Here is a 16505-nt window from a genome sequence, read left to right on the forward strand (position 1 = left end):
GTGCTGACATTGGCATCCGCCAGTTTAGTATTTGTCCATTCTGCTGAAGCGCATGAAGAAGTTCATGTCAGCTAACCGTTGCTTGTGGGTACACTTCTGACTGAATACGAAATGATTCTCTATGTCGGGGAGCAACTCGTTGTCGATGAGGTAGTTAACCATGTTAGTTGAGGCTGATGTCGGGTCCCAAAGCAGGCTGATGCCGCTTGCCTTCGCATCGTCGGCATCGTAGTAAGGATTGTCCGGGGCCTTAATGTACTCCTCAATGTTCTGTGCGAAGAACTGCGGGTCTTTATTGTCTTCGGTGTCGATGAACATGCAAGGCATCTCCATATCGGCGATGGAACTGCCTTTTATCTCGTCTTTGGAATAATTTAGCTTCTCATGAAGGTAGTCTGTCATTTCTTCGGCATCCTTAAAGTATACAAGTCGGTGCCCTCCAATCTTTTCGAGAATCATCTCCGCCGTCATGAGTTTCTGCCCTGGCTCAAGATAGTCGGGCTGGTCCTTTTTGATATCTTCAAACTGACCGTCAGATAATTGCAGAGGCATCAGCACTCCGTTTAGCCGCCATTCGCCTTTGAAAAAGACAAAAGAAGCAATGAGACCGTTATGGCTCTTAATTATCCTGTCGTCCATATTGAGTTCCTCACGCGATACCTTTATGACCTTGCCGTGGAGATTCTCCAACGTCAGGGGGTCGTCGTCAGTAGGAGTATACTTATAAGTGTCAGGTTTAATGGTCTCTATTTCGCTTATCATGTCGGCAATATTGTCGTGGCCCGTCGTCGTGGCCAACTGCCCTAACCATTCGTATGGTTTCAGAGCCAATGGTCCGATATTATTGAAGAACTTTGTACTTGAAATGACAAAGTATTCTTTCATCGAACTGGTCATACCCTTTAACGGGCCTTTCTCCGGCAATGCGCTTATTTCCGTTCTTATCATCTCGCTGACACGTTCTCCTGCAGTGATATAGCATCCGAAGATAATCCAGTTGAGACTCTCGCGCAATTCGTTGAATCCTTCGCCGGCATACTCGATGATAGATTCTATCTGTTTCTTTCCCTCCTCATTGATGGGAGCATCCTCGAAGGCTGCGTCGACCATCGCGAAGGCTTCTTCGGCTAAGTCTGCCAAAAAGGTGTCGGCGTCGAATATTTGGTCCGATGCCAGATCGCTGGAAACATCCCATATCAGGTATCTCACGGCATCAAAGCTGGGCTCATCGGGATAGTACTCCTCGTCGCTGTGATACATTGGTACCGGATAGCCGTAGAGTTTCATGCAGAGGTCGGAGAACGAGTGCCATACGCCCATGTCGGCTACGATATCCTCAAGATATAGAGTCAGTCTCAGGGCTAACCGGTGGATGAATGTTTTATTGGCACCATTTTTATCGACAAATCCGAGTAATTTATTGTTGAGCCGGTTTGCAAATCGGGTATAGTAAGTGTCGGTGGCACAGACGGTATCAAACGGACGTGCCATTCGGAGTTCTTTGGCTGTGATTATTCCTTTCATCGTTTTTGGTTTTTTGTGGGTTTTGAGCTGCAAAAATAATAAGATTCTTCCTATTGTGCAAGATGATGGGAACGAAAGTTCAAGATTGAATTCCGTTTGCCGAAAATTCATCACTTTGTGCCAATCCGTCGACTTTCCGCGTTAATCGGTGCAGCAAACAAGGCATCCCAAGGGCATCATGGCATTGATGAGGCTCACCTTTTCGTAGCTGTTCCATTCGTTCGCCCTTACGTCGCGTTCCTCCAATAGCCCTGCATCGAGCAGCGACTGCCGCATCGTTCCGCAGAGCAAAGGATGCCGGGGCGTCACCCACCGATGGCCGTCGAAGAGCGCGATGTTGGAATAGGATGTGTCGGTGATGAGTCCGTCCCTGACGATGACCACCTCATCGGCATCGCCTTTCATGGCTCTCAGTGCTTCAAGTTGCTGTCGGTCAGCACTTTTATACTCGTAGTCGATGTCGTTGCACGTCACGAGGCGCAATCTTCTGATATTGCGAATGTGATATTCATCAGCCCTGATGCAGCTGATACCGCCCCCGTCGTATTCTATATGCACCTTCCAGATCTTGTCGACTGGCCACTGTCGTCCGTTAAGGACCTCGGCAAGCGAGGGCACCCTGGTATCGGGAAAGAAACGTTTCATGGTCCGTTCCATCCGCTGCTGGTGGTAACTGATGTTTTGCATCATGCCATCCTCAATCCTTACAGTCTCAACAAAAGGGTACATAAGTCTTTTCCTTTATTTCCTGATATTCTTTCTGCCAGTCGCTCATAGCCGTGATGCCGCCGCCGGCCTTAAAGAACAGTTTTCCGTTTTCGTTGTCGATGAATCTTATAAGCACGCAACTGTCCACCTGACCCCGACAGCAGATGCCCGCCACACCGGTGTAGAACCCCCGGTCGTAGCCCTCGGCCTCACGGATAATCTCGACGGTTTTCTTCTTCGGGGCCCCCGTTATCGATCCTGCCGGCAACTGCGCCATGAGTATGTCGCCGATGTGCCGGCGGTAGTCGGCCGACAGTTGTCCGGTTATTTCCGAACTCGTTTGCAGTATAGCTCCATTGCAAGTCTCCAGACGTTCCACGTAGCGGTAGCGACTGACGGTCACATGGTTTGCCACGCGGCTGAGGTCGTTGCGTATGAGGTCGACGATGGTGGCATGCTCGGCGGCCTCCTTGCGGTCGTCGAGGAGCGTCTGCCCGGCATGTGGCACACTGCAGCTGATGGTTCCTTTCATGGGGTAGCTGCTGATGGTGCCGTTGTCGATGCGGACGAAACTCTCGGGCGAGAAACATACAAGCTCATCCTTTATCCACAGGCGATAGCGGGCACGGGCCCTCATGAAGATGTCGCGCAGCGTGAGACTGGTCTCCAATGGTATGCGGCAGGTGAGGTTGGCCAGATAGCTGTTGCCGGCGAGCATGTTGCGGTGGATTATTTCAAACTTCTTACGGTATTCGTCGGCCGTAATAGGATGAGGCTGCCACGTGAATGGGGCCGGTTCCGTCGCCTCGTGGTTGATGTTGCTGAACGATGGGAAAGCTATGAGAATCTCTTCCTGTGGCAGGCTGTCGGCATCCTCAACGAGCCATCTCTGATGTGCGTAGTCGGTGAGGAAGAAGAACGGACGATCGCCGCTGCCCCACTGGTTGAGCCTTGTGCGTGCCGTGTCGCCGTCAATCCATTGCAAGATTATCCTCCTTCCCGTTTATCGCTTGCAGCAGATGGCTGCATCCGTCCTCAATCAAGTCCAGTGCCAGCTCGAAGTCGGCACCGTCGCCATAGTACGGGTCGGGAACCGACTGCGCACCGTGATGGTCTTTCAGGTAGTCGGCCATCTTTATGACTTTCCTGCGGTCGGCGTCGGTGGTAGCCATCTTCGTGATGGTGCGGTAGTTGTCGTCGTCCATGACCACGATGTAGTCGAACGAGCGGAAGTCACGACCAGCATCGAACTGCCGTGCAATGTGGCTGACATCGAGACCCCGCCGAGCTCCGTGCTGCCGCATTCGTCGGTCGGGAAGACTGCCCACGTGCCATGGCCCGATGCCTGCTGAGTCGATAGAGAAGCGGTCGGTGAGACCAGCATCGTCGACATCGCGCTGCATGATGGCGTGGGCTGCCGGTGAACGGCAAATGTTGCCTAAACAGATGAACAACAGTGATATCTTTTCCTTGTCTTGATTTTGTCGCGTCATGATTCAGTTTTATGCCTTATAGTCTTTACTTGCGCAAAGGTATGAAATTATTTCCTTACTACGTGTGTTGTCTCTTAAAAATACATCCGGAAGTTAATAATTGTTCTCCACCTGCTTCTTTTCGGAATTTTATTGCTATCTTTGTCTTGCGAAAAGATAAATTGAAGATGAAGAATAGCAAGATAGAACAGAGTAAGAAGATTGTGCGAGAGATGGTTGAACTCTATTGCCGCCGCCATCTCAAGACCGATACCATCCCGGAGGAGTACTCCCATCTCATCGACTATGCCTGCCGCCGTCTCGACCATTGCCGTTTCGGTGAGGAGAAGGGCGCGTGCAAGAACTGCCCTGTCCACTGCTATGCCCCAAAGGAGCGTGAGGCTATCAGCCGTGTCATGCGCTGGGCCGGTCCGCGTATGCTTTTCTATTCGCCTAAAGCTGCAATCCTCCATCTCTTCGGCAAGTAGGCGACTGATTGTAACTGTCAGGAAGAGAACTGCTTAGCTAATCCATTTCTTTTCGATTCGCCATGCCACAGAAAATTCTCTGATTTTCAGGTCCTTGATAAAAAAGAAATGGCAAGTTTAGGATGTCCATGGCTGGAACGCTCCAGTATATATTGTAAAAGGGGGACTGCCCACGAAGAGCAATCCCCCTATTTTTGTACAGAACCAAAATCGGTTAAGCGACTTGAATCTTCTTTGTCTCTTTCTCTGCCTTGCCAGTGCGAGGAAGCATGATGTGAAGCACACCGTCAGTAACTTTAGCCTCAATCTTGTCTTTCTCGACATCGTCAGGCAGCGTCAGAGCCTGCTCGTAATTGCTGTATGAGAACTCGCGGCGCAGATAGTGCTCCTTCTTGTTCTCGTCCTTATTCTCGTCCTTGTGCTCCATCTTGATGGTCAGACATCCGTCCTTGTCGACGTTCACCTTGAAATCATCCTTGGTGGTGCCAGGGGCTGCAAGCTCAACTTCGTAAGCCTTATCGTTTTCCTTGACATTGATAGCAGGTGCTGTAACGTTTACGCGCGGCATCCAACTTGTGTCAAGCATGTCATCAAAATCATTGTCAAGCCAATTGTTCATGTCTCTTAAAACTGGATACAACATAATACAAAACCTCCTAATTATCAATTAATTCGTTATCTGTTCTTCGGTCGTCCTCCGACTCCTTTCGTTGCCCTCGTCCAACCTCTGAACTTCACCGTCAAGAGTGCAATATGCGTGCCTAAAGGAAGATGATGACAAATCGTGCCATAGTTGTCAGCAATGCTTAAAAATTTTACATTTTGGTGACAGTTTTGGCACAATAGGATACCATTGCGTCGACAATAATACCGCATTTTTCCGATTGAATCTCTGTAAGTTGGGAACAAGTTGGGTACAACTCATCAGCATGAGGGCTTGAATCACAGTAGGCCGGGAGCAAGTAGGGTAGGGGGCCGCCCTTATATTATAATAATGTATAGTAATCGTCCCCCAATGGGCGTTTTCCTGTCTTTTTGTCGGGCTAAAAGAGGAGAGATAATTGAACGTGAAAGGAATATGAAATAAAAAAATTGTTATAAATGATGGAATATAAATTATTTTTTTGTAACTTTACCCGCGATATTCGACAAGAGCCGAAACGGAAACTAATGACAGAGTCGATATGAAGGTAACAAAAGGAATAATAAGGTCGTTCATCCTCCTTGCCGACGGCAACAATGTGCCGGCGAGCAAAATGCGTTCGTTCAAGGAAATCGACGAGATGGTCGCCGACGGTGTGCTCACAGCCATCACCCACGGCAGCCGCCAGACATACCGCTGCACCGACAAGAAGCTCTTCGTCGACTACCTGGCCAGTAAATATCAGATTTGTGACCTGGAGAAGGCGTTGGAGATTCTCGAGGACAACGAGGCCTCACGCTCCACGCAGGTGCAGCTCACCGGCGACAGCAAGTTCGTCAGGCGGCGGGTGATGAAGGGATTCCTCGTCAACACCTATGAGCCTCTGACAGCGACACTTAACGGGGAGCCGATAACGCTGTCGCCACCCGAAGGCAGCTACATCTTCATCTACGACTACGAACAATTCGCCGTCCCTGCCGACACACTCATCATCGGCATCGAGAACAGTGAAAATTTCAGACGGATAAAATGGCAGAAATGGCTCTTCGACAGCCTATACCCCGGAAGGCGCCTCCTCTTCGTGTCGCGCTATCCGCAGAACGGAAGCCACGACCTCGTCAAATGGCTCACGACGATAACCAACGACTACGTCCACTTCGGCGACCTCGACCTTGCGGGAATACGCATCTTCCTCACTGAATTTCAGCGCTATTTGGGGCCGCGCGCGACGTTCCTCATCCCCACCGACTACGACGAGCGAATAATCAGTGGCAGCAGGGAGCGCTACGACCTCCAGTTGCCAACAATCAAGAGTCTCGACACCGACGACCCGCGTCTGCAGGAGCTCATCGACTGCATCCACCGCCATCACCGCGGCTACGATCAGGAGGGATTCTGCGTCAAACCGCAAGATGAATAGCAGCCGCAGGCGGTAGGGGAGCAAAGGAGAAGTAGGGGAGCAAAGGAGAAGCAGCAGTGGAGCAGAGGAGAGGAAGTAATCCATCCTTCAGCGAATCAGACAAAACGTAAAAATAATTCAAACTAAAACACATTTTATTTCATTCCGGTTACCCCACTGATACTCAGCGACTTGCCAATACATGCCATTTCACGTTACAACGAGGTCCGTTTCAGGCTCCAAAACAGTCCGTTTCGCATTGTCAAACGGCCCAAATTGCAATGCGAAATGGCATGTATCTGAACAGTGTAAATATATTTCACAAAATAACATTATACAAAAGCCGAACGCAGAACCATCGTTATGACATCATCAGATACCCTGTGCGCCATGAATGTGGAATCGTGACGCTGACGGAGTTGTTGCAAGGGGGAAAATTGGCCTGACGACGCGAATAATTGGTTTATCTGTTGGAGGAAAGAAAAGTATTTTGTAATTTTGTGGCATAACTAAACCACTATTGATCATGAAGAAAAGAATCCTAATCTCATTGGCCGCACTGTTTGTGGCCTTAGGTGTGAGCAGTCAGACTCAGGTCAACGTGAAAGTTGCCGAGGGCATCCTTGCCGGTACCGACTCGTCGGGTGTGAAGATTTTCAAGGGAGTGCCCTTTGCCGCTCCACCAGTAGGCAATCTCCGTTGGCGCGAGCCACAGCCGGTGGCTTGTTGGCAGGGTGTAAGGGATGCCACAAAGTTTGGTCCCAACCCGATGCAGGAGCGGGTTTTCGGTGACATGAATTTCGGAACGAAGAAGATGAGTGAAGACTGTCTGTATCTCAACATCTGGACACCGGCCAAGACGATGAAGGAGAAGCTGCCCGTGCTCATATACTTCAACGGCGGCGGACTGATAGCCGGCAGTGGCAGCGAGCCGCGATATGCCGGACAAGCACTGGCGCGCAAGGGAGTCATAGCCGTCACAGCCAACTACCGTGAGGGCATCTTCGGATTCTTCAGTCTGCGCGAGCTGTCGAAGGAGAGCGGTGCCGGCAGCGGCAACTATGGTCTCATGGACCAGGCAGCGGCCATCCGTTGGGTGAAGGCAAATATCGAAGCTTTCGGTGGCGACCCCCAGCGCATAACCATCGCCGGTGAGTCGGCGGGGTCGGTGTCGGTGAGCGCGCTGATGGCATCGCCGATGAGCAAAGGCCTCTTTGCGCAGGCCATAGGCTCCAGTGGTTCGATTTTGGGACTGCGCCCCGTACCGACGCTGAAGGAGGCCGAGGACGAAGGACGGAAGATTATGACCCGAGCCGGATGCCGCAACCTCAAGGAGCTACGCGCCATGCCGGCTGAGGAACTGATGAAGAAGGTGCACTACAGCAATATGCCCACCCCATGCGTCGACGGACGCTTCTTCACCGAACAGCCCGCCACGACCTTCGACGAGGGTCGTCAGGCTCATGTGCCGCTGCTCTTGGGCGGCAACAACCAGGAGATGACTATGTTCGTGAAGACCGTCGACGAGGCCAAAGCTATGGCGCGTCAGGCCTTTGGTGCCGATGCCGACTCCATCTTCCCGCTCTATGGCATTCAGACCGATGCCGATTTGCAGGGGCGTCCGGGCATCGACTTGGCATCGGATCTCTTCCTCGATTTCTCCACATGGCGGTGGGGATACATCCATGCGCTGACAGGACAGCAGCCCGTCTACCGCTACCGTTATTGCCATCCGCGGCCAGCAATGGCTGTCAAGGGGAAGGTGGCCGGACTCGCTGGCGGTGTGCAGGACGCCAGTGACGCTCAGCCGGCTGTTCCACGGGCAAAGGGCGCGGTTCATTCAGCCGACATCGAGTATGCTATGGGCACACTGCCCACCAACCGCGTATACGATTGGCAGCCAGAAGATTACTGGGTTTCGGACCAGTTTATCAACTACTATGCCAACTTCATCAAGACCGGCAACCCCAATGGTCTCGGTCTCGTCGAATGGCCTCAGACTAATGGTGAGGCCGTGGAGCCAATTCTCCAGCTCGATGTCAACAGTTTCGTCAGTCGTGATGCCAAGCGAGAGCAGCGCAACAAGACCATCCTCCGCCTCGTTTGCAACGGCAAATAAGATTCCCCAGGCAGATTAACCACTACAACGGACAAGCGTTAATGATCCCGCTTGCAGGGTGCCGCTTGTCCGTTGTTAAATTTGCGGAGTCTGCGAGATATGCGGAATTCTCTGGCACTGAGAATCTTACAGGTATGCCCGATAAACAGGGCAAGGTGCAGGTCATCGTCAAAGACAATACGATATGGTGTACCCAAAAAGCAATGGCACAGCTGTTCGGGGTGGGAATTCCCGCTATCAGTAAACATCTGAAAAAAAAAAATTGAAGAAGGAGAATTGCAAAAAGAAGTGGTTGTTTCCAAAATGGAAATAGCCACTCAGCATGGAGCCATCAAGAGCAAAACTCAAAAGTCTCAAGTCGAATTTTACTCTCTCGATGCCATCATCTCCGTCGGCTACCGTGTCAACTCCATCAAAGCCACGAAGTTCCGTCAGTGGGCAACAAAGGTGCTGAGGGAATATAATTTCAATCTTAGTTGAGGTTTTCTTTCACAGAACGAGAAAAAAGTAGTAACTTTGCGGCCAATTTAATATTTACTTCATCAACTATTTTTTTATTTTCACATCAATACAACATTATTTATGAGAAAAGCACTACTTCTTCTCGCCTTTCTAATGCCTCTGCTGGCCTCGTCGGCTCAGGAGAGCATGGTGAAAGTCGGGACCGGCCTATCCTATGGCAAGCAGTTCACTCTCAGTGCAGAACCCGTCGACGGTGACAGCATCGTCGTCGACTACGGTGACGGCACAAAGGTTAAACAATCGACAAAGACGGCTTGGGGCACACTGTCGAACGTGCGCGGAAAGCTCGTCGGCGACACGGTGCGCATCTACGGTGCACTGAAGAGTCTCGAGATTACAGGCGACTCCGTCACGTCTCTGTCATTCACGGCTCAAAAAACGCTGAAGAGGCTTCGTGCTTCCAACAACGCACTGACTTATGCCACCACAGACTTGACGGGGCTTGACAGTCTGCAAACCCTCGATCTGAACGACAATGCCATTGAGATGCTTAACCTCATGGCTTTCAGCCAGCTCGAGACATTCTCTATCAACAACAACCCCACGCTTTCGACTGTTGTCTTTGCTGACGATAATGTGCTGACGAGCATCAACATGAACAACTGCGACATCACGCATTTCTATGAGAAATCGATGCCTAAGCTCAACTATCTGAGCATCAAGAACGGGTCGCTCATGGATATCACCATCGGCAATTACTACCCAAGTCTTAACAACCTGGAACTCAGCGGTAACAGCGATATCAGCGACATCGATGTCAGCGGATGCCCAGAGCTCGAGGTGCTGCGCCTGTCGGGTACTTCTGTCGCTCAAGTCAACCTCGTCAATAACCCGCAGCTGCGCAGCCTCAGCGTCGATCACACGCCGATGACGAAGCTGTCGCTGAATGAGAATACCCTTATTCAGGACCTCAACGTGGCTAATACGGGAATAAAGAAACTCGATGTCAGCAAACTTTCACGTCTGCGCAATGTGACTATCGACAGTACGGCCATAGCCCGTCTTGACCTCACAGGAAAGATTTATCTCTCGACTGTCAGCGCGCAGAACACTAATATCGAGTTCCTCGACATGCACGACGAGATTGGCTACAACGGTCTGAGGAGCCTCGACCTCCGTAACAATAAGATGATGACACCTCAAACGCTGAACTTCACTTTCGCTGCCATGCCCCCGCACAATGGCGATTCATGGGGCACAAACGTTCTGATCAGTGGTATTCCCGGTGCATCGACGGCCAACACCGACCTTATCACCGAGGACGAGGACAACTATTATAAGGTGGACGTGACCGGCGACGGAACGGCATCGATGGAGCCTGTGGCCCTCACCGTTGAGAACGATGATCACGGCAGCGTGGCTCTGACACAGATTGCCGACAACTTCAGCAGTTGGACAGCCGTAGGCGCAACCGTAAAACCGGGTTATCCCATCTCTGTCGCCGCCACACCGGCTGAAGGATATAAATTCGGTGGAATGATGGTCGACGGCCGTCTCGTCGAGGATTCTATCTTCGTCGTATCGGCAGCAGCAACCGTAAAACCAGTGTTCGTAGCCGCCGACGAGCCATCGATAACCCTTACCGTACCTAAAGGTGCCAACCAGCAATACTTCCTCGGTGCCGACGCCGACAACACTACGGTGACCGTCGACTGGGGTGACGGACAGCCAGTGGAGTATACTATTGGCACTGGAAAGACCAGCATCGCCAAGGACGACGGTACCCTCGGTACGACAGTGACCATAAAGGGCAAGGTGACCTACGCCGATTTCTCAAGTTATGAGGGTTTCGGTACCGACAACGAGATTTCGGCCATCGACATTACAAAGAACGACAGTCTGCGCTCGCTATCGACATATATGAACGAAATTTCAAATCTCGACGTGAGCAATGAGCCAAACCTCGAGAGCCTCGACTGTGCTTATAGCGAACTCGAGAATCTCGACGTCACCCACAACCCCAAACTCCGTGAGCTCGTAGCTTATGGCAACTATCTCGAGAGCCTTGACCTCACTCAGCAGAAAGAGCTCGTAAGTGTCGACCTCAAAGGCAATTACCTCGATGAGCTGACCTTCGGAGCTACCGACAAGATGGAGAAGCTCATCCTTCAGGGCAATTCTTTCTCGACAATCGACGTCAGTGGTATGCCACTGCTGAAGGAGCTGAACGTCAACGGCAATGACCTCGAAACACTCGACGTGACGAAGAATACTGAGCTCGAGACGCTGTCGGCAGCCAACAACAAGCTTACGACCCTCGATGTGTCGAAAAACACGAAGCTCACATCTCTCCTCGTACAGAACAACCGCCTCACCGGTCTCGACCTCAGCAACCAGTACGACCTTTCGCTGATATATGTCGGCGGTAACGGATGGGACGCTTGCACGCTCAACGACTTATACTACTCGCTGAACCAATGGAAAGAGGTTGAGACACCTTACGGCACCGGCAACACGCTGTGGGTGACAGAGAATGGTGCAACCAATGAGAACGACGCTGCCCACGCCGAGAGCGATATTGCCGAAGGTAAGGGCTGGAAGGTGAACACTGAGGGCGACGGCACAGGCTGTGACCAGGCTTATATCACCATTGCTCCTACCGAGAACGGCGATGTGAAGCTCTACGATGCCGACAATAATGAGGTGAAGAGCGGTGACAAGGTGAAGAAAAACACTACCGTAACCATCGTGGCCACACCAGCAGAGGGCTACGAGGTAGCATCGGCAAAGGCCAACGGCAAGGACATCACCGACAACAAGTTCATCGTAACTAAGGCTACCGACGTTGTGGTTAAGTTCACCGTGGCAACAGCTATTGACGCGGCTACAACAGCTACCGTCACCGTTGAGGGCGGTCGCCAGGAGATAATCGTCAGTGCTTCCAACGCCACAAAGGCCGCCATCTACACACTCAGCGGTAAAAAGGTGTTCGACGCAACTGTAGTCGGCCGCAAGGCAGTCAGCGTTCAGGCAGGAGTTTATGTCGTGACTGTCGACGGCACGACTCAGAAAGTGCTCGTGAAATAAAAAGCTGTAAGACAACGGTTTATAGAATCGATTAAGGATTAGTATTCGATCTATGCCGTCTTGAAAATGTATAAAATATCCCGGGGCTCGACCTCGGGATTTTTTTATTATGCGAACGACGGAATAACGGTAGGGTTGTGATTCACTTATCTTTTCACCGCCAAATAACGGAATAACGGTAGGGTAGTGAATACCTTCATTTTTCGATCTCCGGCTCAATCCATATTCGCTTCGAGCTGCAGGAGGCGCCGGTGATAGAAATGATAATAGAGCAGGCCGGCAATGGTAAGTCCGAAGGGGAACGAGAACCACACACCAACGAGACCTCCGTCAATGCTGATACCGAAAACGTAAGCCCATGGAAGCGACACGACAAAATAGGAGAGGAAGGCCACGAGCATTGCCGGACGAACATAGGCCAATCCGCGCATGGCATTGCTGAAGGTGCATTGCAAACCGTCGCTGAACTGATAGACGATTAGCGGGACTATGGCTCCAGCCACCTCAGCAGCCACCTGCGGCGAACTGGTGAAGAGCATACCGATACTGTCGCGGAAGATGACAACCGGTACCGACACGACAATGGCTATCATGAAGTTGAGATGGCATCCCGCCCACGCTGTACGACGGATGGCGGTATAGTCGTGCTGACCATGGAAGAGACTTACACGAATAGCCACCGCCGAGGCGAGTGCATAATAGAACTGGAAGAACAACTGGCTGATAGTCAGCATTATCTGATGTCCGGCAAGGGCGTTGGTACCTATCCATCCTACGATAATACTGCACAACGACCATGCTCCGCTCTCCATGCCCATCTGTAAACTGATTGGCGTTCCGAGAGTTATTAGCGAGCGCATACCGCTACGATTCACGCTACAGCTCCGGAATGCCTCACGCTCAATGCGATGGCGGGCTGAAAATGCAAAGCAGAGGGCGATAGCCACGAACATCGTCACACGGGCAAATAACGTGGAGAGTCCCGCGCCGGTGATGCCCATCTCCGGCAAGCCACAATGACCATAGATTAGCATCCAGTTGCCTATGATATTCAGGGCATTGCCGCCTAAGAGTATCCACATCGGAGTCTTAGTATCAGTGGTTGCGTCGAAGAGCTGTTTCAGGCTGTTGACCCAACAAACGAAAGGAATCGAAATCAGATTGATAATATAATACGGTCGAACGTAAGGCAACAATTCGGCTGGCTGCCCGAGTTTGTCGAGAAAGAAATATAGAACAGTATATACCGTCATCAGAACTACGGCAGCCATGGTGTTCACCGCCAATCCGTTCTTCACCGTAGCGCCGATGCTGTCGGTGTCGCCCTGACCATAGGCCTTACCGATGAGCGGGGTCATACATAGGGCAAAGCCCATGGCCATCAGCAGTCCTAAAATAAAGATATTACTCACTAACGAGGCCGCGGCAAGCTCAACAGTGGTATGGTGCCCAATCATCAGTGTATCAGCGAAATTCTGCAATACAACACCTATCTGACCAATGATCAGCGGTGTGCCCAACGATATGAGAGCACGATAATGGCTAAAATATTTCTTCATCAATCTACTTATTGGTTAGATATTACTTCATCAATCTACTTTTTTGTTAGATATTTCTTCATCTATCAACTTTTTGGTTGAATATTTCTTCATCAATCTACTTTTTGGTTGAATCGAATTCTCTTACCGAGTGCAAAGGTACAAAGAATCTTTTCGATTATCGGCCTTTTTATAGAAAACAATAGAAGCTATGGAAGCTATAAAATCATAGTAACTATAAAAACTATAGAAAGCAACAAAAGCTATATATGAAAGCTATGAGGCTATAAAAGCTATAGAAAACTATAAAGCTATAAAAACCACGAAGGCTATAGAAGCTAAAGATTGCTATATAAGCTATAGAAATGAAAGCCACGAAGGCTATAGAAATGAAAGCCACGAAGGCTATACAAACAAAAAAGAATGCTATAGGAACTATTATAGCTATAGAAACTAAAGAAATCTATTGAAATCCGCCAACTAATGCACTTCATCATTATCCTTCATTTTGCCCCTCCCCCTGTTATATTATCCTCTATTTATCATAATCGTCATTACGACTTTGAAATGGCCCGTTTCTACATTCCGGCCTTGGCTAAAGGATATGTAATCTTTGATGAAGCAATAAACATTCGTCTATACCCCTCTTTCTATACCCCTTTCTACCCTATAGAAATTTGGATTTGGCAAAATTATGTTGTAACTTTGCAGTCAAATAACAATCAACTTAAAACCAAAACTATTATGAATGGACTTATTATCTTATTCTGCTTAGCCATTTTAGCTTTTAACGTATATCTATTGTATCTGCAAATAAGGATGTCGAACGACATTCATGCCATGCGCTACCTATTTACAACCTTATTTAAAGAAGAGGTAAAGAAAAAGGTGACAGAGGAAAACATACGTAAAACTAAAGAAGCCCAAAAGCCCGTAATAGCAGCACCAGGCATTAACACCCCAGACCCGACAAAGCCATCTCCTTCGAAGAATGACGTAGATGAGTTTCTTGATGAAATTCATTCGTACAAAAAGGAAAATAAGGTGGTGGACAAGAAGTGGTTGAATGATCTTATCAATAAGTATAACGCTAACTTCAATGAGGACTTTAGCCAATATCTCTCTTTATCAAAAGATATTACTTTGCCGTAGATATCTATTCACAAAGGTCTCTCTTTATCAAAAGATATTTTTCTGCCGTAGATATCCATTCAAAAAAGGGTTATGCTCATACGACATTAATTATACGAGAACAATTCCAATAGCCTGACCGAAATCATTGGCAGCGAAAAAGTCTGAGTAACAAGGACTTAGGCTTTGACACTCAGAATGTAGTAAGCAATTGGTCTCCAGTAAGTTGCAGGCTTTACATGAAGATATCGGGCAGCTGCGTGGGATCCCAACGAAAACGTTTCATATCGACATGACCGTTGGATTTGAAGCCTACGCCCTCTTTCTCGAGGAGCTGACGTTGCTCGGGCCATCCTGGAACAGTGCGTCCGACACTGTTGACGACACGGTGGCAGGGATAGATGGCGGGGGCTCCACTGAGCACATGGCCAACAAGACGAGCATGACCGGGAGCATCGACGAGGTCGGAAATCTGACCGTAGCTCATTACCTTACCACGGGGAATAGCGGCAACAACACTATAGACGGAATCGCGGAAAGCGGCTGTGGATGGGATGTCAGGACATTTAAGCATTGAGCAAAATAAATTTAGTGATTGAAGATGTCGTTAGTTAGCAGATTTCCTTTCTTTTAAGATAACAAGGAACTGCATGAAAGTTTTATTTATTGATAAACTAAATGAAATCTCATATTAACAGCAGAATGATATCGCAAATGGTTGCAAACAATACTCTGCCTTCGTGATAAACTTTCTGTCGAATGCCAATACTGTAAGCGCAAAAGCTCTACCCTCTTTTAGGCTGAATAATTCTGCCAACGGTGTATGGCGAACAGTGGACGGCTCTACCCTACCCGCTCCTTTCTTATATAATAAAGGAAGGGGCAAAGAAGGAAAAAGCCTCCTCACGGATGGTGCCGGAAGAGGCTTTTTATAGATTATGTAGTTTAAGAAACTATCAGTTCTGTGCACCGCCAGCAAGGTCGAGAAGCTCGTTGGTGATAGCGGCCTGACGCGACTTGTTGTACTCGAGATTGAGCTCGCGCAGGAGTTCATCGGCATTGTCGGTGGCTGTCTGCATGGCAACCATACGTGCTGCGTGCTCACTGGCAACGCTGTCGAGCAATGCCGTGTACACCATCAGGTGGAGTTCCTTAGGCACAAGCTCACGGAGGACCGTGGGCAGGTCGGGCTCAACAATAAAGTCGTCGTTGAGCGGAACGACATTAGCACCATCGGTTTCGGAAGACGACTTTCCGTGTAGTCGCTTGTACTCCTGTGCCTTTGCTGTGACAGCATTCATGCTCAAGTCGCGAGCCTTATCCTCATAGAGCTGCTCCTCAAGGTCGATGGGGAGGAAAGTCCTACGGGTAAGAATTTGTGAGCCGGCACTCTTGAAATGATGGTATATCATCTCAACCTTGTCGACCTCACCATGCATCCACTTCGTTCCTACCTCGATAGCTATCTGCCGACAACTTTCCGAATCGGGCTTGTCGGCAAGTTGCAAATAGCTGCCGGCGGCGTGAAGATGCATCTTCCTGACCTTCTCCTCAACCTTACGGCCGATAGGATAGATTAGGATATCATCGTCGGTTAGGCCCTTATCCTTGTACTCCTTAATGACATCAAGCATCTTCTTGATGACATTGTTGTTGAATCCACCACACAAAGACGAGTTGGAGGTGAAGACGAGCAATGCCACGTGCTTTACCTGACGCGGCTTGTCGAAAGGAATGTCGGCGTCGGGCGTCGAAACGAGGAACGACTTTAGGATATGCTCAAGGGTGTTCTCGTATGGGAGCATATTCTGAATAGCCGTCTGGGCATGATGCAACTTACTCGATGCCACCATCTTCATGGCACTCGTAATCTTCCGGGTGCTGTTGACGGAGGCTATCCGGTTTTTTATCTCTTTCAGTGACGGCATAATAAA

The 16505-nt window shown here is 49.6% G+C and carries 13 protein-coding genes and 1 pseudogene; 6 read left to right on the forward strand and 8 right to left on the reverse strand.

The features are described 5' to 3' along the window. Positions 1-24 precede the first annotated feature (24 nt). The 4 genes from LDN30_RS14790 to LDN30_RS14805 all read right to left on the reverse strand — a co-directional run bounded on the left by LDN30_RS14790 (position 25) and on the right by LDN30_RS14805 (position 3725). Entirely contained in the window at positions 25-1524 is a 1500-nt protein-coding gene (locus LDN30_RS14790) for a DUF3843 family protein (protein ID WP_223927013.1), read from the reverse strand. Between the two features lie 141 nt (positions 1525-1665). Next, entirely contained in the window at positions 1666-2253 is a 588-nt protein-coding gene (locus LDN30_RS14795; RefSeq protein WP_223927014.1) for an aminotransferase class IV family protein, read from the reverse strand. Continuing rightward, positions 2237-3217: an aminodeoxychorismate synthase component I gene (locus tag LDN30_RS14800; protein ID WP_223927015.1), complete on the reverse strand. Its 981-nt coding sequence runs from the start codon at positions 3215-3217 to the stop codon at positions 2237-2239. Before LDN30_RS14800 ends, LDN30_RS14795 begins: the two co-directional genes overlap by 17 nt. Next, on the reverse strand, positions 3204-3725 hold the full coding sequence (locus LDN30_RS14805) for a low molecular weight protein-tyrosine-phosphatase (RefSeq protein WP_223927016.1): 522 nt from the start codon (positions 3723-3725) through the stop codon (positions 3204-3206). The genes LDN30_RS14800 and LDN30_RS14805 overlap by 14 nt, the downstream gene beginning before the upstream one ends. A gap of 167 nt (positions 3726-3892) precedes the next feature. Here LDN30_RS14805 and LDN30_RS14810 point away from each other — a divergent pair, with 167 nt between their 5' ends. Continuing rightward, the gene (locus LDN30_RS14810) at positions 3893-4192 is read left to right on the forward strand and encodes a nitrous oxide-stimulated promoter family protein (RefSeq protein ID WP_223927017.1); all 300 of its coding nucleotides are present in this window, start codon (positions 3893-3895) and stop codon (positions 4190-4192) included. A 214-nt stretch (positions 4193-4406) separates the two neighbouring features. Here the strand turns inward: LDN30_RS14810 and LDN30_RS14815 are convergent, their stop codons facing one another. Then, the gene (locus tag LDN30_RS14815) at positions 4407-4835 is read right to left on the reverse strand and encodes an Hsp20/alpha crystallin family protein (protein WP_223927018.1); all 429 of its coding nucleotides are present in this window, start codon (positions 4833-4835) and stop codon (positions 4407-4409) included. Between the two features lie 541 nt (positions 4836-5376). On the opposite strand from LDN30_RS14815, the gene LDN30_RS14820 reads away from it, so the two are divergent. The 4 genes and pseudogenes from LDN30_RS14820 (at position 5377) to LDN30_RS14835 (ending at position 11902) form a co-directional block, all read left to right on the forward strand. After that, a complete protein-coding gene (locus tag LDN30_RS14820) occupies positions 5377-6255 on the forward strand; it encodes a DUF7281 domain-containing protein (RefSeq protein WP_223927019.1) in 879 nt (292 codons plus the stop codon). Between the two features lie 505 nt (positions 6256-6760). Next, a complete protein-coding gene (locus tag LDN30_RS14825; RefSeq protein WP_223927020.1) occupies positions 6761-8353 on the forward strand; it encodes a carboxylesterase/lipase family protein in 1593 nt (530 codons plus the stop codon). A 134-nt stretch (positions 8354-8487) separates the two neighbouring features. Beyond that, positions 8488-8815: pseudogene (gene rhuM / locus LDN30_RS16555) on the forward strand (RhuM family protein); the annotation flags it as partial. A 120-nt stretch (positions 8816-8935) separates the two neighbouring features. Then, positions 8936-11902, forward strand: coding sequence for a leucine-rich repeat domain-containing protein (locus LDN30_RS14835; protein WP_223927022.1), 2967 nt, complete (start codon positions 8936-8938; stop codon positions 11900-11902). A 215-nt stretch (positions 11903-12117) separates the two neighbouring features. Here LDN30_RS14835 and LDN30_RS14840 read toward each other — a convergent pair whose 3' ends face one another. Then, positions 12118-13461 carry an MATE family efflux transporter gene (locus tag LDN30_RS14840; RefSeq protein WP_223927023.1) on the reverse strand — a complete coding sequence of 448 codons (1344 nt, stop codon included), beginning with the start codon at positions 13459-13461 and terminating at the stop codon, positions 12118-12120. A 546-nt stretch (positions 13462-14007) separates the two neighbouring features. Here LDN30_RS14840 and LDN30_RS14845 point away from each other — a divergent pair. After that, complete coding sequence (locus LDN30_RS14845) at positions 14008-14592, forward strand: hypothetical protein (protein ID WP_223930073.1); 585 nt, start codon at positions 14008-14010, stop codon at positions 14590-14592. Positions 14593-14806: 214 nt separating this feature from the next. On the opposite strand, the gene LDN30_RS14850 is transcribed toward LDN30_RS14845, so the two are convergent. Together LDN30_RS14850 and LDN30_RS14855 are read right to left on the reverse strand one after the other, a co-directional pair. After that, entirely contained in the window at positions 14807-15145 is a 339-nt protein-coding gene (locus LDN30_RS14850; RefSeq protein ID WP_223927025.1) for an MGMT family protein, read from the reverse strand. 382 nt (positions 15146-15527) lie between these two features. Then, positions 15528-16499 carry a F0F1 ATP synthase subunit gamma gene (locus tag LDN30_RS14855; protein WP_223927026.1) on the reverse strand — a complete coding sequence of 324 codons (972 nt, stop codon included), beginning with the start codon at positions 16497-16499 and terminating at the stop codon, positions 15528-15530. Positions 16500-16505 lie beyond the last annotated feature (6 nt).

Origin of the sequence: Prevotella lacticifex, from assembly GCF_019973375.1 — a bacterium.
Taxonomy (GTDB): domain Bacteria; phylum Bacteroidota; class Bacteroidia; order Bacteroidales; family Bacteroidaceae; genus Prevotella; species Prevotella lacticifex.